This is a genomic window from Pseudogemmobacter sp. W21_MBD1_M6, assembly GCF_052119585.1.
GTDB lineage: Bacteria > Pseudomonadota > Alphaproteobacteria > Rhodobacterales > Rhodobacteraceae > JBGQOJ01.
Genome location: NZ_JBGQOJ010000031.1, coordinates 1 through 24,652 on the forward strand (window position 1 = coordinate 1; position 24,652 = coordinate 24,652).

20 protein-coding genes and 1 pseudogene are annotated in these 24,652 nt (G+C 56.6%); 8 read left to right on the top strand and 13 right to left on the bottom strand.

What is annotated here, in order from left to right; genetic code table 11:
- Positions 1-238: 238 nt before the first annotated feature.
- From ACEN2R_RS18600 to ACEN2R_RS18615, 4 genes are all read right to left on the bottom strand, one after another.
- Positions 239-2,260, bottom strand: a complete 2,022-nt coding sequence (locus ACEN2R_RS18600) for an ABC transporter ATP-binding protein (RefSeq protein ID WP_442044188.1) — start codon at positions 2,258-2,260, stop codon at positions 239-241.
- On the bottom strand, positions 2,257-3,144 hold the full coding sequence (locus tag ACEN2R_RS18605) for an ABC transporter permease (RefSeq protein ID WP_442044189.1): 888 nt from the start codon (positions 3,142-3,144) through the stop codon (positions 2,257-2,259). Before ACEN2R_RS18605 ends, ACEN2R_RS18600 begins: the two co-directional genes overlap by 4 nt.
- A gap of 4 nt (positions 3,145-3,148) precedes the next feature.
- Positions 3,149-4,099 carry an ABC transporter permease gene (locus ACEN2R_RS18610; protein ID WP_442044212.1) on the bottom strand — a complete coding sequence of 317 codons (951 nt, stop codon included), beginning with the start codon at positions 4,097-4,099 and terminating at the stop codon, positions 3,149-3,151.
- 73 nt (positions 4,100-4,172) lie between these two features.
- Positions 4,173-5,720 carry an ABC transporter substrate-binding protein gene (locus tag ACEN2R_RS18615; protein WP_442044190.1) on the bottom strand — a complete coding sequence of 516 codons (1,548 nt, stop codon included), beginning with the start codon at positions 5,718-5,720 and terminating at the stop codon, positions 4,173-4,175.
- Positions 5,721-5,861: 141 nt separating this feature from the next.
- On the opposite strand from ACEN2R_RS18615, the gene ACEN2R_RS18620 reads away from it, so the two are divergent.
- The gene (locus ACEN2R_RS18620; RefSeq protein ID WP_442044191.1) at positions 5,862-6,554 is read left to right on the top strand and encodes a Type 1 glutamine amidotransferase-like domain-containing protein; all 693 of its coding nucleotides are present in this window, start codon (positions 5,862-5,864) and stop codon (positions 6,552-6,554) included.
- Here ACEN2R_RS18620 and ACEN2R_RS18625 read toward each other — a convergent pair.
- Positions 6,551-7,444 (bottom strand): LysR substrate-binding domain-containing protein, encoded by an 894-nt coding sequence (locus tag ACEN2R_RS18625; protein ID WP_442044192.1) that lies wholly within the window; start codon positions 7,442-7,444, stop codon positions 6,551-6,553. The two genes, ACEN2R_RS18620 and ACEN2R_RS18625, sit on opposite strands and share 4 nt — an antisense overlap.
- Positions 7,445-7,589: 145 nt before the next feature.
- Between ACEN2R_RS18625 and ACEN2R_RS18630 the strand changes: the two genes are divergently transcribed.
- The 6 genes from ACEN2R_RS18630 to ACEN2R_RS18655 all read left to right on the top strand — a co-directional run bounded on the left by ACEN2R_RS18630 (position 7,590) and on the right by ACEN2R_RS18655 (position 16,623).
- Positions 7,590-8,525, top strand: coding sequence for a ketopantoate reductase family protein (locus tag ACEN2R_RS18630; protein ID WP_442044193.1), 936 nt, complete (start codon positions 7,590-7,592; stop codon positions 8,523-8,525).
- The gene (locus ACEN2R_RS18635) at positions 8,522-9,373 is read left to right on the top strand and encodes a fumarylacetoacetate hydrolase family protein (RefSeq protein WP_442044194.1); all 852 of its coding nucleotides are present in this window, start codon (positions 8,522-8,524) and stop codon (positions 9,371-9,373) included. Before ACEN2R_RS18630 ends, ACEN2R_RS18635 begins: the two co-directional genes overlap by 4 nt.
- Positions 9,374-9,392: 19 nt before the next feature.
- On the top strand, positions 9,393-10,637 hold the full coding sequence (locus tag ACEN2R_RS18640; RefSeq protein WP_442044195.1) for an aminomethyltransferase family protein: 1,245 nt from the start codon (positions 9,393-9,395) through the stop codon (positions 10,635-10,637).
- A 23-nt stretch (positions 10,638-10,660) separates the two neighbouring features.
- Complete coding sequence (locus ACEN2R_RS18645; RefSeq protein ID WP_442044196.1) at positions 10,661-14,059, top strand: indolepyruvate ferredoxin oxidoreductase family protein; 3,399 nt, start codon at positions 10,661-10,663, stop codon at positions 14,057-14,059.
- Positions 14,060-14,210: 151 nt separating this feature from the next.
- Positions 14,211-15,242: an AraC family transcriptional regulator ligand-binding domain-containing protein gene (locus ACEN2R_RS18650; RefSeq protein ID WP_442044197.1), complete on the top strand. Its 1,032-nt coding sequence runs from the start codon at positions 14,211-14,213 to the stop codon at positions 15,240-15,242.
- A gap of 175 nt (positions 15,243-15,417) precedes the next feature.
- Positions 15,418-16,623 carry an acyl-CoA dehydrogenase family protein gene (locus ACEN2R_RS18655; protein WP_442044198.1) on the top strand — a complete coding sequence of 402 codons (1,206 nt, stop codon included), beginning with the start codon at positions 15,418-15,420 and terminating at the stop codon, positions 16,621-16,623.
- A 335-nt stretch (positions 16,624-16,958) separates the two neighbouring features.
- On the opposite strand, the gene ACEN2R_RS18660 is transcribed toward ACEN2R_RS18655, so the two are convergent.
- The 4 genes from ACEN2R_RS18660 to ACEN2R_RS18675 all read right to left on the bottom strand — a co-directional run bounded on the left by ACEN2R_RS18660 (position 16,959) and on the right by ACEN2R_RS18675 (position 18,421).
- Complete coding sequence (locus tag ACEN2R_RS18660; protein WP_442044199.1) at positions 16,959-17,492, bottom strand: DUF3489 domain-containing protein; 534 nt, start codon at positions 17,490-17,492, stop codon at positions 16,959-16,961.
- 98 nt (positions 17,493-17,590) lie between these two features.
- Positions 17,591-17,992: a hypothetical protein gene (locus tag ACEN2R_RS18665; RefSeq protein ID WP_442044200.1), complete on the bottom strand. Its 402-nt coding sequence runs from the start codon at positions 17,990-17,992 to the stop codon at positions 17,591-17,593.
- A 14-nt stretch (positions 17,993-18,006) separates the two neighbouring features.
- A complete protein-coding gene (locus tag ACEN2R_RS18670; protein WP_442044201.1) occupies positions 18,007-18,228 on the bottom strand; it encodes a hypothetical protein in 222 nt (73 codons plus the stop codon).
- 10 nt (positions 18,229-18,238) lie between these two features.
- A complete protein-coding gene (locus ACEN2R_RS18675) occupies positions 18,239-18,421 on the bottom strand; it encodes a hypothetical protein (protein ID WP_442044202.1) in 183 nt (60 codons plus the stop codon).
- 122 nt (positions 18,422-18,543) lie between these two features.
- Between ACEN2R_RS18675 and ACEN2R_RS18680 the strand changes: the two are divergent.
- A pseudogene (locus tag ACEN2R_RS18680) lies at positions 18,544-18,876 on the top strand (hypothetical protein); the annotation flags it as partial.
- Positions 18,877-19,095: 219 nt separating this feature from the next.
- On the opposite strand, the gene ACEN2R_RS18685 reads toward ACEN2R_RS18680, so the two are convergent.
- Genes ACEN2R_RS18685 through ACEN2R_RS18700 form a run of 4 tightly spaced genes read right to left on the bottom strand, consistent with a single transcriptional unit; the run spans position 19,096 to position 24,612 of the window.
- A complete protein-coding gene (locus ACEN2R_RS18685) occupies positions 19,096-20,406 on the bottom strand; it encodes an HlyD family type I secretion periplasmic adaptor subunit (protein WP_442044203.1) in 1,311 nt (436 codons plus the stop codon).
- A complete protein-coding gene (locus ACEN2R_RS18690; RefSeq protein WP_442044204.1) occupies positions 20,406-22,580 on the bottom strand; it encodes a type I secretion system permease/ATPase in 2,175 nt (724 codons plus the stop codon). Before ACEN2R_RS18690 ends, ACEN2R_RS18685 begins: the two co-directional genes overlap by 1 nt.
- Positions 22,577-23,887 (bottom strand): TolC family protein, encoded by a 1,311-nt coding sequence (locus ACEN2R_RS18695; RefSeq protein WP_442044205.1) that lies wholly within the window; start codon positions 23,885-23,887, stop codon positions 22,577-22,579. Before ACEN2R_RS18695 ends, ACEN2R_RS18690 begins: the two co-directional genes overlap by 4 nt.
- Positions 23,884-24,612, bottom strand: a complete 729-nt coding sequence (locus ACEN2R_RS18700; RefSeq protein ID WP_442044206.1) for a SapC family protein — start codon at positions 24,610-24,612, stop codon at positions 23,884-23,886. Before ACEN2R_RS18700 ends, ACEN2R_RS18695 begins: the two co-directional genes overlap by 4 nt.
- Between the last annotated feature and the right edge of the window lie 40 nt (positions 24,613-24,652).

A 24,652-nucleotide genomic window follows, 5' to 3' on the forward strand; every position in this document is an offset into this window, starting at 1 on the left:
AGATTGCCTCGCAGCATCACATCACAGGGTGGCCGGATACTCCGGAATCAGTGGCCGGATAAAATCGGAATGGGTGGTAGAGCGGTCATTCGAGCACGATTCTTGCAGAAACGGGCCTAATACAAGCGCTGGAGGGCATACTGATAATTTTACGGATAATGATGAGCGAACCAACAGACATTCTAGGCATCCTCTAAAAGCGGTTTGCTAAGAACACACTTAAGCTTTCAACTTGGCTTCAGGCTTGCAAATCTTCGCGATGGCACCAGATAGTGTGACCATCCGCAAAGTCTCGACGGGGCGGGATAACGGTGTTGCAAACGTCCCCAATCTGTTTGGGGCACCTGCGCTGAAAGGGACAGCCCGCCTTTGGGGGCGATAACTCGACAGCATCGTTTGCAGAAAGGGTTGGAGAACAATCAGGGTCAGGCTCTAGGACCGCGCCCAACAGAACTTCGGTGTAGGGATGGGAGGTTTCTCCGTAGACATCCTTGGTCGGCCCGATTTCGCACAATCTCCCTTGATAGAGCACAGCAACGCGATCAGACAGCACACGGACAACTGCCAAATCGTGGCTGACAAACACATAACTGGTGTCGTTTTCGCGGCGCAGGTCATCCAACAGTTCAAGTACGGCGGCCTGAACCGAAACATCCAACGCCGAAGTAATTTCATCGCATAGAACAAGATCGGGCTCTGCCGCAAATGCGCGGGCTACCGCAACGCGCTGCTTTTCTCCACCCGAAAGTTGGCTTGGCAGGCGGTCCAGATAATGAGCACCAAGGCGCACCGCCTCAAGCAATTGCGCGCTCCGCTCATTCAGAGCTTCACCGGATAAACCAAAGTAAAGCTTGAGCGGCTGGGCAAGGATTTGAGCGATTGTTTGCCGTGGATTCAAGCTTTCATCAGGATTTTGAAAGATCATCTGAATTTGGCGTAATTGTGTAGCGCTTCTGTCCTCGACCCGGGCGGGTAATGGAGTGCCATCTGCCACATCAACTGTACCATGCAAGGGCGGCAACAGCCCCGCTAGAGATTTGAGGATTGTTGATTTACCAGACCCGCTTTCACCGACCAAACCAAGCGTTTCGCCTTTGCGCAGGGCAAGCGTAATTGCATCAACGGTTGCGGTGGACTGGCTCTCGCGACCTCTCAGCTTTTCAAGCAGATTAGGGCGGGCGTAGGAAATTGCCAGATCATCCAGATCCAACGAGATAGTCTCAGGCAGGTTGCGTTGGCTGACTTCTCGCTGGCCAATGAGGGGGATTTCATTGACCCGACCCGCGTGGTGGCAACGCGTCTTAGCGCCGCTTGGGCCTTGCGTCAATTCAGGTCGCGCTACGCCACAATTTTCGGTCGCGATGACGCATCGATCCACAAAGGCACAGCCGTTGCCAACCTGCCCCGGCGCGGGGGGGCGACCATCCAATGCGCGTGGCAGATGCGTGTCTTTCAATTGGGGAATTGAGGCCAGCAGGCCGCGAGCGTAGGGATGGCCAGGGTCGCGTAGTACCTGTTTTGCGCTGCCTTCCAGCACCACCTCACCAGCATACATAACGATCACGCGATCACATACGCGGGCGATCGCGCCCAAATCGTGGCTGACATAGACCATCGCCATGCCAGTATCGCGTGCCAGATCTCGCAGTAGTTCAAGGATATGGGCTTGGGTGGTCACGTCCAGTCCCGTTGTCGGTTCGTCCAAAAGCAAGGCTTCGGGCTCACCGGCAAGAGCTATGGCAATCGCGACACGTTGTTGTTGCCCGCCAGAAAGCTCATGCGGATAGCGCTCGGAAATGGTTGAGGGGTCTGGCAGTCTTACTTGACTTAAAAGCTCCGTTACGCGCGTGCTGTGGGCGGTTTCAGGCAGCGATGAATGCAGTCTTAGCGCTTCTGCAATTTGCGCGCCGATACGCAAGGTCGGCGTAAGCGATTGGCCTGAATTCTGCGGAATAAGGGCTAGTCGCCCGCCCCGGATCGTTTCAAGTGACTTTCGGGCTTGGGTGAACATCTCGATGCCATCAAAGGATGCGGACCCTTCGATAACCTTTAGTCCAGTCTTGAGATAACCCATCATCGCAAGAGCCAATGTGCTTTTGCCTGACCCGCTTTCACCTACCAGACCAATGCTTTCCCCCTTTTGGACAGAAAGTGAAATATTGCGAAGAACGGGCACCATTGTGCCTGCGCGGCCGCGGAACCCGATGCTCAGGTCATTTATGGCGAGAAAGTCGCGCGCTTTTGTATCTATAGTTGTCATACGGGTGCCTTTTGCGCGCGGTCGATACCCAACGCTTTGGCTAGCGCATCAGCGGTAAGGTTTATCCCGATTATTAGGGAGGATAGGCCGACCATTGGCGCCAAAACACCCAGAGGCGAGAACGACATAAAGCCACGTGCGTCCGCAATCATGAGGCCCCAGTCGGGTGTCGGCGGTGAGACGCCGAACCCCAGAAATGACAGTGAGGAAAATGCCAGCAACATCCATGACCACCTCATCGCACCTTCAACCAAAAGTGCGTCGCGCACATTGGGCAGCAATTCGCGGCGAATGATTGTACCGCGGCTGTGGCCCCGTGCGCGCGCGGCTTGAACAAAATCGCGCGCGACCACATCATGTGTTGCCGCGCGGGCGATGCGGATCACGGGGATGCCATAAAAGAACGCCAGTGTAGGTATCAGAACCTCGATCCCAGTACCAAATGTCACGATCAAGACCAGCATCTTGAGAATCCAGGGCAGAGAAAGAAACGCGTCAACAACTCGCATCAACACCTCATCTACACGGCCGCCTGCCAACCCAAAGAAAATTCCCACAAGACCACCCCAGAGCACAGCGAGCGGTGTCGCAATACCAGTGACCAAAATGGCTTCACGCCCGCCCAGCAACGTGCGGGTTAGCGTGTCGCGCCCGAGGTGATCGGCCCCGAGCCAATGCGCAGCGGACGGCTTGGAGAGCATTAGGCCCGAGTTCATTTCTGTGAAATCATACGGCACGATAAAGGGGCCGATAAACGCCAACACCAGATGACCCAAAACCAAGGTCAGGCCAATCGCTCCGGACGGGCGGGCTACAATGTCGGAGATCACAGTACCAAAGCGTGCAAGGCTACCAGGGCGGCGATAAGATGTTGTAACTGTCATGGCCCTATCCTTTGCGCATATGCACGGTACGCAGACGCGGGTTCGCCAGCATCGTCAAAATGTCAGCGGCCAGATTGACCACGACGTAGACGGAGGCGATGATCAACGCGATAGCTTGCGTCACGGGGAGGTCACGATCCGAGATACTATCAATCATCATTCGCCCGAGTCCCGGATAGTTGAATACCGTTTCAATCACGACGACACCTCCCAAGAGCCATGCAATTGTCAGTGCGACGACGTTGATCGTCGGTAAAAGTGCGTTTGGAAGGATGTGGCGAAACACGATTTGCCAGTATGGGACGCCTTTTAGCGTTGCCATTTGTGCATAATCCGATGCCAATGTTTCAATTACGGATGAGCGCACAGTGCGCAAGATATGTGCGGTCATGACGAGAGTCAGCACCGCGATTGGTAGCAAGACTTCTGGGAAAAATTCGATGAGAGGGGCGTCAGCCGAGGTGAGTACGATCCCGGGCACCCAGCCAAGCCACACGGAAAACACGAGGATCAGTAAAGTAGCCGAGACAAACTCGGGGATCGTCATCGCAAAAATTGCTGTGGTCGAAACGATGATATCAACGAGCTTGTCCCGCCAAAGGGCTGCAACAACGCCAAGAAACAATGCCAATGGTATACCTACCAACATAGCGCCTGACGCCAAGAGTAGCGTGTTGCGCAAGCGGTATCCGACAAGTTCCGAAATCTGTTTTTGCCCGTTGGCAGACACACCAAGGTCACCGCGTACCGCACCCCCTGCCCAATCTGCGTAACGCACGAGAGCCGAACGGTTGAGCCCAAGATCTTCACGGCAATTTTCTAGTAGTTTTCCTTGGGCTTCGCGCTCCAAGAATGCGGTGCAGGTATCGCCAGGCAACATTTCGACGCCAACAAAAATAATGATGGAGACCAGCCAGACGGTGATCGCGCCGAGGCCAAGGCGACGTAGCAACATAGCAAGCAAGGGGCATATCCAATCGCATTTAAAGGCTAAGGGGCCACACTGAGTGGCCCCTAGTTCTGTCGTCTTAATCTACCGTTACAAGATGCCAACGCACTGCGTTGTTCTCGACAGCATCCAGATTGTCCACTCGCGAGGTTGTCCCCACAAGACGTGTCACATGGTATGGGATCAGAGTTCCGGCCGTTTCAGACAAATGTGCCTGGGCTTGAACGTAGAGCGCGCGTCGCGCCTCAAAATCCAGCTCTGATCGTGCTTCAGACAAGATGGCGTCAAATGCTGCGTCGCTATAGAAGCTTTCATTCCACTTCGCTGTGCTGAGATAGATTTCATTCAACGCTTGGTCTGCAGGGCGCTCGTTCCACCGAGTTGTTACAGCGTCTTTCTGCATCCAGACCTCGTTCCAGTAGCCATCCGAAGGGACTTGGATAATGTTAACACGAATGCCTGCTTCTGCCGCCTGGTTTTGATAGACTTCGGCCAGTACTGGCCAAGTTGGCTCAAGCGTTGCGACGTGTAAGTCAATATCTATGCCGTCTGGGAAGCCAGCTTCAGCAAGCAGCATCTTCGCGCCCTCGATATCCTGTGGGCACTCCAATTCAGCATGATACTGGTCGGTTGGGCCAACTGGGCTGTCGCAAGCGACAACGCCGCCACCGCCCATAACCAGATCAACCATTTCCTGCCGGTCCGCCACCATCCGCAAAGCTCTGCGCACGCGCACATTGTCAAATGGAGCGACGTCTGTCCTGAAAATCAGCCCCCGCCAGTTACCCGTTGGTATGACTTGAATATTAAAGTTGTCCGACCCATCCAGCATCACACGCTGCTGCGCTGTGATGCCGCGCTCCATGTCGATTTGACCGCCTAGCAGGGCTTGAAGGCGCGCTTGTCCGTCGGTAATCCCAATGATCTCCATCGCGGCAACACCAGGGGCACCATCGAAATAATTCTCATTGGCCACCAGTTTTGTTGTGCCTTCGGCATTGAAGCTTTCAACCATGAAGGGGCCCGTGCCAATGCCAGTCGTGGCGATTGTGTCGCCTGAACCTTCAGGGATCATGCGCAAGCGATAATCCATGAGCAACAATGGCAGGTCAGCGAAAGAGCTCGTCAGCGTCAATTGGATCGTATCGGCAGCGGTCGCTTCAACCGCGCTTACCATCGCAATCGCCGAGCGGGCGGGGCTATCCATTTCGGGATCCAAGACACGCTCCAAAGAGTAGACAACATCTTCGGCACCAAATGTGCTCCCATCGTGGAACGTCACACCACTGCGTAACTTTAGTGTCCAGACTGTCGCATCATCATTGGCAGACCAGCTGATTGCCAAGTCGGGTGATGGGCGGCCTTCCATGTCTGGACGCACCAAACGGTTCATGACTTTTTCGGTGATTTGAAAAATCCGACCGTTCGAGATTGGATCAAGGCTTGAAGCGGCCCCCGAACCAACTTCATGCGCTTGACGGAACGTGCCACTTGGTTCCGCAATGGCCATTGATGCCATGATGGCAAGACTTGAGGCGACTCCGAGTATATTCTTCATTTTTATTTCCTCCCTTTCAAGTTTCCGTAGGGCTGCTTTATCGGCAGCACTTTTGAAATGAGTGTCCAAGCGGAAAGCGCTTTACGTCAAACGAAAAAAACTAAGCTTATACCATAAGAATTTGCTATCTATGATGCCCCATAAGACCCTTGCGCAACGCGTTTGAGTTGAAAATAATGTTCGTGCCAGAGCAAATGTCGTGAGGCTGTCATGGAAAGATCAGGGGCTATTGTCTCCATTGGAGGGGGAGGGTTCACGCACCAATGCGATCCGGCACTTGACGACTTTTGCTTAAACCTCTTGCCACCCTTGCCGAGTATCGGGTTTGTGGGCATGGCCAGCGGCGACGCTCCAGAAAAGATCGAGCGGTTTTATGATCGGTTTACGGGTCATAGCGAGACGCTTTCACATCTTCCTCATAGCGCGTCTTTTGTTGAGACCAGTGACTGGCTTGCTGGCAAGGATATGGTTTACTTCGGAGGAGGCAACTCAGAGTTGCTTGTTCGCCAACTTCGAGAACGAAACTTGGCCTCTCTCTTCCAACGCGCCAATAAGCAGGGCCTTGTCCTGGCGGGTGTGAGTGCCGGCGGCGTATGCTGGTTTGACTGGGCCTTTTCAGATGCGGGTGGGAATGGCTATGCAGTGTTGAAAGGACTAGGATTTGTTAATTCTGGCGTATGCCCGCATTACCGCGAAGAACCCGAACGCAGCCCCGCATTCGAAGCCTTGGTTACCCAAGATACCACACTATCTGGCTATGCGATCGACGATGGCGCTTGCGTGGTCGCACACGCGGGGCAAGTGAAAGGTTATTTTTCAGCGCGAGAGGGATCCGCGGCATACCTTGTCAACGCGAGTAATGCCTTGGGCCTATGCTCCAAGACACTGCCGCAACTCAACTAATCGCGCGCCGCCGCCTCTGCTTCAATCCAGTTGCAGACAGCGCCCACTTCTTTTCGCCCTCTTGCATTTATGCGGGTCAGCAAATGAAAAGCACGATCCGGCATAAGGTCGATGTCAAATGGCTTGATCAAAGTACCGTCTTCCACATCTCTGTCGTGAAACGGGAATACGCCTAGTGCGACGCCCTGACCGTCTTTGACAGATCGCTGCACCATATTGGAATCGATCACCACGATCTCACTTTGCAACTCCTGATTGGGATAACCGGCCATAGCAAACCAATTGCGCCATTCGCTACGATCATGTTGATGAATAAACGTGAGTTTTGTCAGATCGGACGGTTCAATAAATGGGCCAGACTGTGCAATTAGTTTGGGACTGACGATTGGCGAATAGCGTGCCTCCATCAGTTTGGTGGCCTCCAGATTGGTCCAATCCCCCATGCCCCAATCTACTACAATATCGGTCGTCATTTGCTCGGCACTGGTGATCCTTGAGCCGTGATGCACAACGAGGTCAATGTCCGGATATTCCTTGCCAAACTTTGACAAACGCGGGCCAAGCCAGCGAGACCCAAAAATCGGACCAACGGCGATTGTGACAGTCTTACGGGTTGTGACCATATGCAGCTCGACTTCGGCGCGAATATCACCAAACGCTTTTGACAGAACTCGTGCGAGGGACTTGCCAGAGTCTGTGAGCACAACAGCGCGTGTCTTTCGGTGAAACAGCTTGCAGCCCCAGTCCTTTTCCAGCTGACGGATTTGGTTACTGACAGTTGTAGAGCTAACGAACAGCTCTTCGGCTGCGTTCTTGAAGCTGAGGTGTCGCGCAGCTGCTTCAAACGTACGAAGGGCAGTCAATGGCAATCGTCGGGTCGCAAGGGCCATGGATTCACCATTATAGATAAAGAATATGTAATCTATAAGCTGCGCAAATCTCGTTTGTCAACGATCATGAAACCTATGACTTTGGACGACATCGGAAATTCTCAAACACGAGGTTTGAGCCCAAAAAAGCAGGATTGAAGTGCCCATGAAAATAGCTGTCGTCGGAGTGGGTGCCATGGGGTCGGTCTATGCGGCACGGTTTGCCATGGCCGGGCATGCTGTCGTGGCTGTTGATCCTTGGAGTGCGCATGTTAACGCGATCAATGCTGATGGCTTGCATATTGAGGGGCCCGATGAGCAACGGACAGTGACTGGTATCATCACCTCAGAACATGCAGATATCGTCAGCGGTTCGGAGTTGATTGTCATCGCAACGAAGGCGTCGGTTGTGGGTGCCGCTGCTTATGCCGTGCGTGACTTTGTTGGCCCCGAGACATCCGTCATTACAATTCAAAATGGATTGGGAGCTGGCGCTGGTATCGCCGAGCATCTGCCGCCTAAAGCCTGCTTATTGGGCGTTGCTGACGGTTTTGGTGCTTCAATGAAGGGCCCGGGGCATGTCCATCACACCGCGATGAAGCTGATCCGCCTTGGTGAAATGTCGGGCGGGTTGACACCGCGTCTGCAGGCAGTGGAAGCCATCTGGCAAACGGCTGGTTTCAACGCGCAGGCCTTTGCAGATATTCACCAGCTGATCTGGGAAAAGTTATTATGCAACGTCACACTGTCCGCTCCCTGCACCGTTTTTGATTGCAGTGTTGGTGAGTTGCTGGGTGATGTTGATCGCTGGGCTTCAGCACTTGATTGCACTCGCGAAGCATACGCCTGCGCGCAAGCTGAAGGTATCCGGTTTTCCTTCGACGACCCGATCGCTTATGTCACAAAGTTTGCGGAATTAGTTGCAGGGGCGAGCCCCTCGATGCGGCTGGACCATATGGCGAAAAGGCACTCTGAGATTGATTTCATCAACGGAGCAATCCCACCGCTTGGCAAAAAGCACAGCATTCCAACACCACAGAATGACAAAATGTCTGACGCGGTGCGCAAGCTTGAGGCTAATTTCTCGGGGGCCGTGAAATGAAGGTTGCAAGCTTCGTCTATGAAAATCAGGCTGGCTACGGGCTTGTGCAGGGGGAAGTTGTATTCCCCGTTAGTACGGCGTTCATGGACAAGTATCCAACCTTGCGGGCGGCCTTGGAAGCGGATGTGCTTGGAGAACTCGCTGATGGTTGTGATCGCACAGCTCTCCATCTGTCGGATGTCCACTTGCTGCCGCCCATCCCCGCGCCCTCCAAAGTTCTATGTGTTGGGCTGAATTACGAAAAGCCTTATCCTGTTGCTGGTCTGGCTGTTCAATCTGACGGTATCGTTATTTTTGGTCGCAACGACGATACGCTTGTAGGTCATAACGCCTCTTTGGAAATGCCAATTGGTGACGCCGCAAAAACCTATGACTTCGAGGGTGAGATTGTAGCGGTGATCGGGCGGCAATGCCGCCATGTCGAAGCTGCAGATGCGCTGGCACATGTGGTGGGCTATGCCTGTATGAACGAAGGCTCGGTGCGGGGGTGGCAAAAACACTCGATCCACGCAGGAAAGAATTTCTTGGCCTCAGGCGCTTGGGGGCCATGGCTGACAACTTCTGACGAGGCCGGGCCGCCCGCGGCAATGCACCTGATAACGCGCGTCAACGGCACTGTCATGCAAGACACGATGGGTGCCAAGATGATCCATGATTTGCCCAAGTTGATTTCATACCTGTCACACATGACCCGGCTGAACCCCGGGGATGTGATTGCCACCGGCTCTCCTGATGGGACCGGCGGTAGCCGAACACCTCCTGCCTACTTAAACCCTGATGATGTCGTAGAGGTCGAAGTGTCTACCATCGGTACATTACGCAATCGGGTTTCCAAACCTTACTCTTGATCTGACAAGGACACTATCGATGCACGATGCCCTGAAAAAACTCCGCTTTTCTGTCAAACCACTGCCTGTCGACGGGTCGCGCCCCGTGGAGTTGGCCAGAACAATGGCCATTCATCCGCTCACCTACCAAGAGTTGCCCTACGACCCTGAATATTCCCTTTATGCTGGACGGTTAACGCCAGAAAAAATGTCCAATGCCACACCTGACGAGATGTATTGGAAGGCGCGGCAGGAAATCATCTTTCGCCACACCGGAGAGCACCCTTACGAGATTGCTGGTCCGGATGCACTGAAGCTGTTGCAGCGCATATTTCCGCGCGATGTGTCCAAGGTGAAAACAGGGCGCTGCTCTTACCAGTTCGCCTGCTACGAGGACGGCGGCATGATTACGGATGGGCTGTTATTGCGGGTCGAGGATGACAAATTCTGGTTCGCGCAGGCCGACGGCGACTTGCTTTCTTGGTACCGCGCACATGCCATTGGCCTTGATGTAAAAATAAGCGATCCCGATGTCTGGGTCAGCCAAATCCAGGGCCCACGCTCGATGGAATTGCTAGCGAATCTCCTGGATGGGCCTATACCGGACCCGTGGCGGTACTTTGACTGGGTCGAGGTGTCGATGGCCGGTCAGAATGTCATAATCAGTCGAACAGGCTTCACCAATGAATTGGGCTGGGAAATCTACTTTAGGCCAGAAAACGATACCGAGATGCTGGGCGATCTGATCCTTGAAGAAGGGGCCAAGAAAGGCATGATTCTGACGGCCACGCCCGGTTTCCGCTGTCGTCGGATTGAAGCGGGGTTGCTCTCTGCTGGGCAGGATTTTACCTCGGAAACAACGCCATTTGCAGTTGGACTGGGGAAGTTTATTGATTTTGAAAGCGGGGACTTCATTGGACGCGAGGCTTTGCTGTCCGCAGAAAAAACCAGCCGTAGCTGGGGGATGCGCGTAGAGGGCGGCATCGCGCTGCGCGGTGATACGCTTAAACACAACGGACAGATGGTTGGCCGTGTGACGTCAAGCACGTGGTCGCCCTATCAGGTTTGCGGCGTTGCGATTGTGCATCTGAATCGGAATGATTTACAGGCTGGGGCAATAGTGGAAGTGGACTGCGTGGACGGTGAAACCCATCGAGCAGAGCTGTGTTCACTGCCGATGTATGACCCCAAAGGCGAGATTGTGCGCGGGATAAATACAGTCGTTCCGAAGGGCCCTGAACCGTGGGTTGGCATTTCCAAAGACCGCGCCTCCAAAACTGCTTGAACCAACACAAGGTACGTTCCAATATGGGATCGCAAACACCCCTGCATGACGTCAGCTTGTCTGATCGTTATGATCTGACAAAACAATCAGTGCTTCTTTCTGGCACGCAGGCTCTGGTGCGTGCCACCTTGATGCAACGTGCACGGGATGTAGCTGCAGGGCTGAACACAGCAGCCTATGTGTCAGGCTATCGCGGTTCACCTCTGGGCGCAGTTGATGCGACATTCGAGAAAGCTGCATCGCTGCTGGAGCCTGCGCAAATCAAATTTCAGGCAGGCCTCAACGAAGATATTGCCGCTACTGCCATCTGGGGCACGCAGCAGGCGGAATTGCGCGGTGAAGGCCTATATGACGGAGTGTTCGGATTCTGGTATGGTAAGGGGCCAGGCGTGGACCGGTCCGGCGATGTTTTTCGGCACGCAAACCTCGCAGGTACGTCGGCCCAAGGTGGCGTTTTGGTCGCAGCCGGGGACGATCATACCTGTGAAAGTTCTACGACGTGTCACCAATCTGAATTGGCCCTGATTGATGCTATGATCCCGATCCTGTCACCTGCAGGTGTGCAAGAGCTGTTAGATTACGCGGTTCACGGATGGGCAATGAGCCGTTTTTCTGGGTGCTGGGTCGGGCTGAAATCTGTGAAAGACAATATAGAGGCGACCGCGGTTGTGGATGGTAATGTCAATCGCGTCACAGTCGTGCGACCTGTGCCCTTAAACCTGCCCATCGGCGGGTTGAGCATCAGGCTTGGCGATACGCCACAAGATCAAGAGGCGCGGCTGCATGAGTTTAAACTCCCCGCAGCCCAAGCCTATGCGCGTGCGAACCGTCTGGATAACAGGGTGCATGGCAACACTGCGGCCAAGGTGGGAATAGTATCATCGGGCAAGAGCTGGCTTGATACCGTGCATGCTCTGGATATGCTTGGCCTTGACGATGCGGCGCTTCAAGGTCTGGGCCTTGCAACCTATAAGGTGGGCCTTGTCTGGCCCTTGGACCGCGAAAGCTTTTACGATTGGGCCAAATCGCTCGACGCCATCATTGTGGTCGAAGAAAAGCGCCCCGTGTTAGAACCGCAATTGCGTGATACTATCGCGACGGGAACGAAAATCCTTGGCGCCCATGATCTTGACGGGAATGTGCTGTTTCCCGCCAAGATGGATTTGAACCCCGCGCAGATCGCACAGGGATTGGACCGTGCGCTTGCACAAATAGGGGTCGATACAACGGCGCTTAGGCCAGTGTTAGCCCGGCTTGCCAAATTAGCGCCTGAAGTAGGGCAAGCTGATTTGATCGAGCGTAAACCGTGGTTCTGCGCGGGCTGCCCGCATAGCACTTCAACAAAAATTCCCGATGGCGCGCGCGCCTATGCCGGCATTGGTTGCCACTACATGGCACAATGGATGGACCGTGAAACAAGTGGTCATACCCATATGGGCGGTGAAGGTGCGAATTGGATCGGCGAGTCTCTGTTCTCCAGCCGCGATCATGTTTTTCAGAACATGGGGGATGGAACCTACAATCATTCCGGCAGTCTGGCGATTAAAGCCGCGGTTTATTCTGGGGCAAACATCACTTACAAAATTCTATACAATGATGCTGTTGCCATGACGGGCGGGCAGACCCACGAAGGCGCAATGTCACCAAATCAGATCGCTGCGGAACTTTTGGCTTTTGGGGTTCGCAAAGTGGTCGCAGTGGTTGATGAGAAAGAAGTAACCCCGCAACTGCCGGCAGGTGTCAGCGTGTTTGAGCGTGCTGATTTGCAAGTGGTGCAACGTGATCTTCAGGCCATCAAGGGTGTCACTGCGATCCTTTATATCCAGACATGTGCTGCCGAAAAACGACGGCGGCGCAAACGGGGCCAGTTCCCTGACCCAGACCAACGCGTGTTTATAAACCCAGCTGTTTGCGAAGGCTGCGGTGATTGCGGAAAAGCCTCAAATTGCGTGGCGATCTTACCGCTAGAGACACCTTTTGGGCGTAAGAGGCAGATCGACCAATCAAACTGCAACAAAGATTTCTCGTGCCTCAAAGGGTTTTGCCCGAGTTTTGTGACGGTCTCAGGCGCTAAGCCCAAAGTGCAAGCTGTATCTGACGGGGTCTTGCCGGATTTGCCAGACCCCGTCTTGCCAGATTTGACTGGTGTCTGGAGCCTGCTTATCACAGGCATCGGTGGAACTGGTGTCGTCACCGTTGGGGCGCTCATAACGATGGCCGCCCATCTTGAGGGCAAAGGTGCTGCAGAATTGCAAATGGCAGGGCTCGCTCAAAAAGGCGGCGCAGTATCGATCCACTGCCGGATTGCACCTACGCCAGGGGATATTAAGGCGACCCGTTTGACCACAGGCGAAGCGAACGCCATTATTTGCGGTGATATGGTGGTAGGCGCTTCTCAGAAATCGCTGGCCCTTATGGCGGCAGGTAAGACAAGAGCGCTCGTCAACTCTCATAAAACTATGACAGGTCAATTCACGCAAGATGGAGGATTCCATCTACCTGGTGAGGGACTGTTGGAATGTATTACATCGCGCCTCGGAGCAGATGCTGTTGTACCCCTGAACGCCGTTGCGGCATCTGAGGCGCATTTGGGAAATACCATCTATAGCAATGTCTTGTTGCTTGGGGCGGCATGGCAGGCTGGAATGATCCCGGTCGGTGAGGCCGCTTTGCGAAAAGCCATTGAATTGAACGGTGCAGGTGTGGAGGGAAACTTGCGCGCCTTTGAGATCGGGCGCTGGTTGATCGCATTTCCTACACAGTCAATACCACCAAACGATGTTAAGGTATTAGAGCCCGAAGGCCGTATTGCTGAACTAGCGGATTATCTGGTCGAATATCAGGGATCCAAGCTTAAGGCTCGGTTTATGGATTTAGTGCAACGTGCCAAAGTTGCCGAGCAAGAGCAAAATCTCGATGGCTTCGCGCTGGCAGTTGCTGAAAGCTACTGGAAATTGCTCAGCTATAAAGACGAATACGAAGTTGCACGGCTTCACAGCCGTTTCCTGGATGATGCGCTACAGAAGGAGTTTGCATCAGTTCAGCACATGAAGTTTCACCTCGCACCGCCAATTTTGGCTCGCAAGGACGCTTTTGGTCAGCCGAGAAAGATCGCGTTTAGATCGTGGATCAGACCTGTATTTCGTGGGTTGGCAAAGCTCAAATGGCTGCGCGGGACAGTATTTGATTTGTTTGGCTACACCGCAGAGCGCCAACTGGAACGCCATCTGGCACGCGAGTTTGAGGACGACATTTCGCAAATAATACCGGTTCTGTCTCTTGAGAATGCTGAGTTAGCAACTATTTTTGCCAACTTGCCGCAGACGATCAAAGGGTTTGGTCATGTGAAGTTGGGTAATGCTAAAAAAGCGCAGCAAGAAAGAAAAAGATTGTTGATGGGTCTTGGTCTATCTTCAAACTAGCCGATGCTCGCCGCGCGTAGAGGTCAACTCTTGGTTTTTTTGAAAAAACAGCGTCACTTCAACGGAACCGTGGAAGTATCAAACTAGATACGGTCTTATTGATCTGAGGTGCCCTTTATGTATCAGGCTATTCGGTGATACCTGAATCCACATGATCGCCGAAGTCGTGCCAACGCTTTATTCAACGGTATCTCGCCAGTTCATCGCGGATTGGCTGGCAGCTTTGCGTCCGCTTTGCTCGGACGCTGAGTATCAGTCATTTTTGAAACGCGCTGATTTGATTGAAGATCAAAACCTATCGCAGGCTAGGGTGACGTTGGATCAAATAGTTTGCCTTTACCAACTAGCGGCGGTCGAAACTGGCGATGAAATGATGGGGCTTTGGGCCCGACCGATCAGGCCACGTGCATTGCAACACCTTTTGACATCTTTGCGCGAAGCGACGTCGCTGACCTCTTCGCTCTATCGGTTTTCCACGTTTTGGAACTTGTTGCTGGATGACTATCAGCTCACGTTGACAGAGAAAGATAGTGTCTTGGTGCTGGCTCTCCAACCGCAAGGTGAAGTGCCCGTTCACAGCTTCGGGCATATGCTGATCCTCAAGCTTGCCCACGGCATTTTGTCGTGGCTTGCCGGGCAAGAAACGCCTGTGAAAGAGGTCTGGTTCGCCTTTGCAAGTCCCGCATTTGCGCAAGATTATGCGGTTATCTTTCCTGCCATCGTGACGTTCGACAGGCCAGCAACATCCATCTCGTTTGACCTGAATAAACTAGGTCCGGTTCAAATGCGTAGTACTGCAGAGCTTGATCTGTTTTTGGAAAATGCACCTAGGGATTGGATATTTACACGGTCCCGCGAACACACACAGTCATTGCGCCTGCGTCGCTATCTCAGCCAGACTGGATGGGAAAACGCAAACCTGACAGAGGCAGCGCGGTCAATGCATATGACGCCGCGCACATTGATCCGCAAGCTAGAGGCGGATGGCACATCATTTCAATCAATCAAGGACGCTTTGCGCCGCGACATCGCAATCCGACACCTAGCAATGGCTCAGAAAAGCGTTGAGGCGATTGCACATGAGGTAGGGTTCTCGTCGGCTGCAAATTTCCATCGCGCCTTTCAAAGATGGACGGGCAACACGCCAAGTTCCTATCGGCGCAGTAGAACAATCAATCGCTAATTTGTCACTTTTGGACAATGATCTGTCATCTCTTGAGATAGAACTGCGCTGCTTCTTGCGGCACTCTGGCCTCAATAAGCCATTTTAGCATGAGATAGACTGCAAATCATCTCCGTCAGCCGCATCTTCGGCTTTGGCGAGTTACGACAGTGCAGCCTATCGGAGGGAATATCCTATGTCAGAGAAAATTGCCGCCATCCTTGAAGCTGCACGCGCGCATGCGCAAGACGTCATTTCACCAAATATCGACGCATGGAACGCTGCAAAAAAGTGGCCGCGTGATGCATCTGACAAAGCGGGTGCGGCTGGTTTGACGGGGCTCTACGCGCCAGAGGAATTTGGTGGCCAAGGCTTACCATTGTCTGAGGGCATTCAGGTCTATGAACAACTGGGCCTTGGCGACGGCGCCTATGCGTTTGCACTATCCATGCACAACATTTGCACTTTTGCCGGCTGTGGATATGGTACCGACGCGTTTAAGGGCAAATGGTCAAGCGACCTTACCTCGGGCCGCAAGTTGGCTAACTTCGCTTTGACCGAACCACAATCAGGCTCTGACGCAACGAACATGTACACCCGCGCCACCATTAATGGTGACGGCACATGGACGATCAGTGGCTCAAAGGCTTGGGTTAGCTTGGCGACGGAGGCCGATATCTACTTCACGGTCGTCAAGACCAGCGATGCGCCGGGCCATAAAGACATGGCAATGATAGCTATTCCTGCTGACGCAGAAGGCATCAGTTTTGGCCCGATGTATGACACCCCGTCCTATAACTTCCTGCCGATGTCAGAGATGTACCTCGATAAAGTTGTTGTCAGTGAGGACAATATCATCCTGCCCATCGGTCAGGGATTGCAGGGGTCCCTTATGGCTATCGACATTGCTCGGGTGTCTATCGCGTCGGGCTGCTGCGGCTTGATGCAAGCCGCCCTTGATACGGCGTTGTCATATTCTAAAAATCGCAAGATGTTTGGCGGAAAGAACCTCCATCTGGACGGAATTCAGTGGATGTTGGGTGAAGTGGCGACCGACCTAGAAGTCTCCAAACTGCTGTACCGCAAAGCCGCCGAGGCTCTTGGCACGCCTGAGGGTCCCTTGATGGCTGCGCATGCCAAACGGTTTGTGCCGGATGCTGCTGTGAAGGCAGCCAATACATGCACGCAGGTATTGGGTGGAATGGGCCTGTTGCAGCCATATGGGCTAGACCGGTTGTCCCGCCTCGCGCAAATGCTGCGGATCGTTGACGGCACCACAGAAATCAGCCGCGTTGTCATCGGGCGCGAGTTGCAGAAGCGTGCAGCAAGCTTGCCCGATTTACCTGTGCCTAAGGGGTTCGGTGAGGCAGACACAAACACGGTTTCGGTAGCTGCACAGTAATTGGTCTTTATGGGTAGACCTGCCGTAATGAAAGCAAAGCGGTTCCTTTGAAGCGGCCACTTGAAAAACAATTCCTGTTGTTGCCATTAAAATGATGACCGACGACGACGTCTGCAACTTGCCCCTTAGCCATAAAATCTATCCTGTAGTTTACTTGAATGGCTGGTTTTCTGGCTACTGCGCGGCGAGAAAGATTCCTGCGCATTTCTGCCATTCGTTCCGATCGCAGCATGCGTTGAAATAGACACCACGGCGTCGTCTGACAATTTTGATCAGTTTTTCAATAGGTTCGTTGATTCTTCGTTTCCGCTAGTCATCGGATAGTCCCTCGCAGATCAAGCGATCCGGTAGACGGTCCCTCTATTCTCAACTTTTGCCGAGGTAACTGGCAGGCCCAGTTTTTTCTTCAGACCTCCAGAGATCAAGCCTCGAATACTATGCGGTAACCACCCCGTCATCGCGACGATCTCGGCGATCGAGGCCCCCTCCGGCCGCTGCAGCAGATTGATGATCTGCGCCTGTTTGGTGCCCGTTCGCAGGGACGGTGTCTTCGGTATGACTGCTGCGGCTGCATGCTCGCGAACCGCAGCCATGGTTTTGACAACGACCGGTTCGGTCCCGACCGCCAGCAGCCCTGCGTCGGTGACGACCAGCGTGGTGCCGTGACCATCACCGGTTTCGCGCCAGAGCGGTTCGCCTTTGCGGGTGTTGGCATCGACCTCTTCAAGCCAGCCGCAGTCGATCATCATGGTCACGACCTTCTTGGCGGCGGCACCATGCAGCCCTTCGGGCAGCGGCATGGCGATGTTGTCTGCGCGCTGGGCGCCCGTGGTCAGGATCAGGCTTTGGGTTTTCGTTAGATTGGACATCATGGCCTCCGGTCAAACGGGCAGCGCAGGATGCGTGCCCTTCTACCGGCATTGGCCCACGCGAGCGCGGGCGGTCTTATGCATGAGCCGTGCAGGCCTCAGTCTGCGTCTTCCATCGCAGCCGTGACGGCAAAGTGCTGCACCCACCCCGTCAGGTAGGGAAGGCCTGCCGGGATGCCTTCTTCACGCGCGGTGCTGCGGCTGATGCGCCAGCCCTGCCAGCGGCAGATTGCTGATCTGATGGCCGCCTCGCTGTCGATGTTGCAGCCCGTCATGTTGCCCACCACATCGTCGGCAAAGTGGCGACCCATTCGACTGTCAAGAAAGTCGCGGATGCCGATCATCTCGTCTTCGCTGTCGGCGCCGATGGCTGTGGCGATAAGGGTGGAAGCCAGCGTCCAGACCTCTGCGCTACGCCGCTCGCGCTGCGGGCAGTTTGTCAGGGTTTGGAAAAAGCCGTAGTCTTCGTTGCGGCTGGGCAGAATGGCGTGTGTGGTCATGGGCAGGTCCTCCTTCAAATCAGCTGCAGCTCAGCCAGCACGGTGCTGGCGGCGGCCAGCTGGCTGGTCGGCAGTTCGATCTTGATGTGCGAGAAGATGTCCGAGGCTTCGGCCTTGATGCCGTCCTCCCGCAGCGTAGTCTCGATGGCTTCGGCGACGGCGTTGGGGCGACTGCGGTCGAAGTGGTCGGGCAGCATTGCATAGTCGATGCGGATGGTTGTGGTTGCCATTGTCATGGTGTGCTCCTCAATCCTGCTGTTCGATCAGGGCGAGAATGGCGATCGCCATCCCGCCGAGATACTCGCTGCGACGAAACACGATATCGTCGATCTCGCCGGCGCAGGTGATCGTGGGGTCAACCGCCAGGCTATCTGCCATATGTGGGAGCAGGCGTTGGGCTTGGGCGTTGTAACGTTCTGCGAGGGTCATTGATTTGTCTCCGTTCAGGCGTGTTTGCTTGCACTGAGAATCGCTCTGACGGGCAGTATAATCAACTCAAATAGATCGGCTTTCCCGTTTATTTACAATATGTTGAGGACATGCAAAGCGCCATGGAAGGTCTATCCGAACGCGCCTATGCAGAACGGTCAGGTCTGTCGCGCGGAGCCGTGCAGAAGGCCCGCAAGAATGGTCGCCTGGTGCTGTTTGCCGATGGGTCGATTGATGCGGTGGCGTCTGATGCACGCCGCGGCGCCATGACGGATCCAGATCAACAGATGCGGTCGCGTGGTGGTGTTGGAGGCGTTGGCGCTGGTGGTGATGGCGGTACGATCGGTAGCAGCACCGCCTCTGGCCCCGGCGACAGCACCTCCTATCTGAAGGCCCGCACCGCACTGACGGTGTATCAGGCGCAGGAACGCTTGCTGTCGATCCAGCGCAAGAAAATGAGCCACAAAATCCTCAACGGCTGAACCCACTATCACCGGCATGAGGACCTCTGCGGCAAAAACCGGTTCGTACCAAAATTGGCCCCTCCCATTTCCAGCCACGACAGATCTATGCCATGTTGTTCAGCGTCGCATGGCTGTGTTTTGTGGCAGCCCTGTGTTTCTACTCTCTCACCAAATACCCAACCGACGCTGCCGCACCGCATAGAGTATCTCTTATTCTCTGAATGCGGTCTCCTTGACCCGCACCACTGGCGCGATCAGGTAGTCGAGAACGGTACGCTTGCCTGACAGGATATCGACCTGTGCCACCATGCCAGGGAGGATTTCGACCGCATCGCCCGCAGCGTCGGTCAGCCTTGTCAGGGTTGCGATCTCGACGATGAATGCCTGTTCGTCGCGGTCGGGGCGGGTGACCGCATCCGCGCCCACGCGTAAGATTCGCCCGTCGATCCCGCCATAGCGCGACGGATCATAAGCGGTGATGTTGATCCGCACATCTTGACCCGCGCGCACGAATGCGACATCGGCCGGTGTCAGATAGGCCTCGACCAGCAGGTCATCATCGATCGGCACAATCTCGACGAGGGGTTCCCCCGCCCTTGCAAGGCTGCCGCGTGTCGTTGCCAGCACCCGATTGACGATCCCGCGCGTGGGCGCAACCAGCACGGCTCGGGTCAGCCGCTTTTCGACTGAAGGCAAGACTGCCTCAAGCTCTGCCAGTTCCGCTTCTGCCGTCACACGTGCCTCCACAGCCGCGGCGATGAAGGCCGACAGGGTCGAAGTAATCCGGTTATCCAACTCGGCCAAGGCCAGCTCTGCCCGCAAGACCGCCGATTTCGCCTCGGACAGGCGCCCGAAGGCGTCGGTCCTGCGCCCTTGCAGCCCGATCAGGCGGGTGCGCGGCTCGACATTGGCCGCGACCAGCGGCGCGATAAGGCTGACCTCTTCTTCGACCAGCCCGAGCGCCGTCTCGGCGGTGGCGACCCGTATTTCGGCCTCGCGCACCTCTTGGCGGCGCTGGTCGATCTGCAACTGCAAGACGCCGATCTCTTGGCCAAGCGCGGTTTTCCGCGCCAGATACAGCGCTATTTCCGCTGCGAACCGTACAGGGGGAAGGTGGTCGATGGCCGGTGTCAGGACAAAATCCTCCTGCGCAATCTCAGCCGACAGCCGCGCAATCCGAAGCTGCAGCGCCTGCGCACGCATCTGCAGCCGCGCCAGCTCCCCAGCGACCTGCGTGGCGTCAAGCGTGACAAGCGGATCGCCCGCCATAACAAGATCACCGTCGCTGACGTGAATATCGGTGATCACGCCCGGTTCACCAGGTTGCACGATCTGCACCTCACCCGATGGCACGACACGACCGTCGGTGCGGGTGACAGTGTCGATCTCGGTCTGCGCAGCCCAGAACGCGGCAATCCCCAGAAAGGCGATGATCGCCAGCAAAAGCAGCGAGGCGCGGATCGGGTTGCGGCCCTTCACCTCTTGCGCGAATGTCTGTGCGTCCTTGATATAGGGGTCCATCAGGTCGCCTTTTGCCATTGCGTGCCCAAGACGTCGTCGCGCGGCCCGTCGGCGGTGATCCTGCCCTCCTGCACGACGATTACGCGGTCCACCAACCGCAACAGGCTAGGCCGATGCGTCACCACCAAAAGGGTGCGCCCCGCGACAACAGGGGTCAACCGCGAGATCAGGCCGGTCTCGGTCATCGTATCCATGGCCGATGTCGGCTCGTCCAGAAGCAGCACGGGAGGTTCGTTCAACAGCGCGCGGGCCAATGCGACCGCCTGACGTTGCCCACCCGAAAGACCCTCGCCACGCTCGCCCACGACAAAATCATATCCCTGAGGCAGATGCGCGACGAAACTGTCGACACCGGCAATCTGCGCAGCGCGCAGGATCTCGGCATCGCTGGCACGCGGGGCACCGATGGCGATATTCTCGCGCAGACTGCCCGAGAACAGCCAGCTATCCTGCAAGACCGACCCGACATTGCGCCGTAGATCGCCCGGATCGATCTGGCGGATATCCACCCCGTCAAGGAGCACGGCACCGGACTGCGGGCGGTATAACCCGATGGCCAGCCGCGCAAGCGTGCTCTTGCCCGACCCGATCGGACCAAGGATGGCCACACGCTCGCCCGCCGCGATATCAAGCGACACATCCTGTAGCGATGTCCTGTCGCTGTTGGGATAGCCGAAGCTGACATTGCGGAAGCTGACCTGCCCCTGCAACCGGTCACGGCTGAGGTAGTGGCGACCGGTCTCGCGCTCGCTATCGGCCCGCATCAGCGTGTCGATAGCGCGATAGGCTGTGCGCGCCTGGCTGATTCGCATCAGCGTTTGCGCCACTTGCGCCAGCGGCGTCAGCGCCCGCCCCGTCAGGATGACACAGGCAATCAGCGCACCCATCGAGATCACCCCCTCGGTGATCAACAAAACACCATAGAATACGATCACGATCTGCGCTGTCTGCTGCACAAAAGCCGTCGCATTCAGGGCAAACTGGCTGACAGCGCGCGATTTCACCCCATGGCTTGCCTGCGTCGTCAGCGCCTTTTCCCAGCGTGCCTTCATACGTGTCTCGGCATGGGCGGCCTTGATGGTTTCCAGACCGGAAATCGCCTCGAACAGCACGCTTTGCTTGGATTGCCCGTCCTTGAAACTGCTTTCTGCCAGCCGCGTCAAGATCGGCTGCGCGGCAAGCGCCACCACTAGCACAATCGGCACCGCCAGCATCGGGACAATGGCCAATGGCCCACCGATCAGGGAAATCACGCCAACGAACAGCAAGATAAAGGGCAGATCGACAATCGCCACAAGCGAGGCCGAAGCGAAGAAATCGCGCAGCGTATCGAATTCGCGCAAACTCGACGCGATAGACCCTGTCGAGCCCACCCGCGCCGCAAGCTGCAGTGACATCAGCCGCTCGAAGATGGCCCTCCCCATCACCAGATCGGCCCGCTGCCCCGCACGGTCGATAAAACCCGCCCGCAGCGTGCGGATCAGAAAATCGAACAGCAGCGCGATCCCGACCCCAATCGTCAGCGCAATCAGGCTTTCGATGGCCTGATTGGGCAAAATCCGGTCATAGACCACCATCACGAACAGCGATGTGGTCAGCCCCAGAATATTCGCCACCGCAGCGGCGATGATCACCTGAACATAGCTCCACCGGTTCTGGGCAAGTGCACCGCGAAACCAATGGCTGGTCGTCGTGATGCCATCCTCGCCCAGTGCACGGGGCCGCAACAGGATTCCCTGACCTGTCAGAATTTGCGCCAGTCGCGCGGCGTCGATGACCGTCGCTTCCGCGCCAAGGCGCGGGTCGTAGACCTGCCAGCCGCCCTTGTCGCGCCCCTCGACCACTACGGCCCCTGTCTGCGTCAGCAACACTGCTGGCAGCAGGGTCGCATCCAGATCATCCGGTTTGACGTCACCGAACCCGATCTCATAGCCCGCGGCCTGCGCCGCGCGGATCGGCGACTTCAGCCACCCGCCCTCTTCGTCGGGGCGCAGGGCGTCTTCCATCAAGGCGCTGGAAATCGGCCTGCCGTGGACCAATGCCGCATGCGACAGGCATTTCGCGACTGCCCGCTGCGCCGCCGTGGCTGTGCGCGCTGTGGCGGCTGGCGCAGGTTGATCCGCATCTGGTATCAGACTTGCCGTGGCCTGAGAAAGCGGGCTTGCAGCCTTCATGCCGGACACCCTTCTGCACAGATGCCGAAAACCTCCAGCAATTCGCCCGTCAGATAGAGCACCACATACCCCGCGATCCGCGCATCGGACGCCAGTTCTTGCGCCCGCGCTGCGGTCCTTTCAACATCGCTCCCCAGTTCCAGCAGGTCGAGGATATCCACTCGCCCGCCCGCAAACTGCGCCTCGGCATCGGCAAGCGCTGCAGCGGATGTTTCGGCCGCATTGCGTGCAGCCCCCAGTTCGGCGGCCAATGTCGCGGACCGGTCCTGTGCATCCGCCAGAGCACGGGTCAGGTCGCGGGCCATCAGTTCACGATCCGCAACCGCCTGCGCGACCTGCGCCTCAGCCGAGGCAAGGGCCGCGCTGCGCTGCCCGTCCGAGCCAAAGTCATAGCCAAGGCGCAGCCCTGCCCCGACCGAGGCATCGCTGTTTTGCGGGGCCCGCGCAGTCACATCCAGAAAGACGCTCGGCATCCGCGACGCCATCACGGCGTCACGCGCGCGCCGTGCGGCGCGTTCCTGCGCCTCGAGGGCGATCAGGGCCGGATTGCGGTCGATCCCCGCGACGGGTGGAGGTGCAAGTGGCAGAGGCGCGGGGTCAAGGGGCACATCGAACAACTCTATAATGCGGGTCTCTGCGGCACGCACCCGCCCTTGCGCCGAGGCAAGCAGAGCCGCTGCCTCGGCGCGGCGTGATGCGACACGCAGCATATCGGCATTGCGCCCGACGCCCGCACGCAGGCGCAATGCGATCTGATCGGCAAATCTTTGGTTCCGCGCGTCTGCCTCTGCCGCAATCGTCAACAAACCCTGCGCCAGATACAACTCTTCCCACGCACGGATCGCCGCCAGCGCCCGTCGGGCCAGTTGCGAACGGGTTTCTGCCTGCGCTTGCGCGACGCGGACCCGCGCCGCAGCAGCCTCTTTCTCGGACACGCCCCCGTCGAAAATCTGCTGGCTCAGGCGCAAGATCGGCACAAGGCTTGGGTCACTTGCCGTGCTGACGCCTGCGTCGATCCCCGCGCTGATACTGGGGCGCCATGCGCCCTCGGCTTCGGTCACCGCAGCGACCGAGACCGCTTCTCTCGCACGCGCGGCGGCCAAAGACGGACCCTCGGTAATGGCCCTCTGCAACGCGACCCCAAGCGGGGTTTGCGCATGGACCGGCGCGGCACCTGCGGTCAGATCAGTTTCTGCCACCACGACAACCGCGACCGCCGGAATCTCTTCTGCCGGCGCATCCACCAGCGGCGCCGAACACGCGGCCAAAAACAGCGGGACACACAGATGAACCAACCCCAATTTCACAAGAACCCCCCGCGCAAAGCCTGCAGAAACGCATCCTCTGGCGGTGTCTCCGCAGCAGCAGGCAGCGGTGATGCGCGATGCAGGTCAAGATGCCCCCGCGAGACCTGCATCACATGGGCCAGACCGACCGCACCCGCCCGATGCAGCTTACCCACAACAGCTTCTGACAGCGCGGCAAGCGCCGCTGCATCCACGATCCGCCATTCGGCACTGTCTTGCCACGGCACCAGACATCCGGCCTGTTGCAGTGCGGTCGCCGCCTTTCGTGCCGCGATCCGGCTTTCCCGCCACGCCCGCAGCCGGATCAGGCGGTGTTCTGTCACTGGCGCAAGCGTCCCGTCGTCCAAAAACATGGGCTGGGCACCAACCCCCTGATCAGCGACCGGCACAAGCTGGCCCGCATCCACTAGCACTAGGTCGCCGAGCGGCGAAGGGGCGATCTGAAACGGACCATGTCGCAAGGCCCAAGGGATCACCGCCGTCGACCACCGGCCTCCCTGACCGAAGAACGCAGGCAAGGCCTGCTCAAGGGCGCGCACGGGGATTGCAGGCTCGGCCAGATCGCCACTGGCCCGCACCATCAGCGGCACTTGCAGCGCAAGTGCCGCGATCTCGTCAAGGGCGACGGGAACATGCCCCTGCCCGCGCTGAAAGACAGGCACAGTCGAAGGGTGCCAGCACAAGGCACCGTGATCGGCAAAAGAAAGGGGTTTGACCTGTGACATGGGGCGCTTTGATCGGGGCCGGTCGTTCAAAGCGACCGGC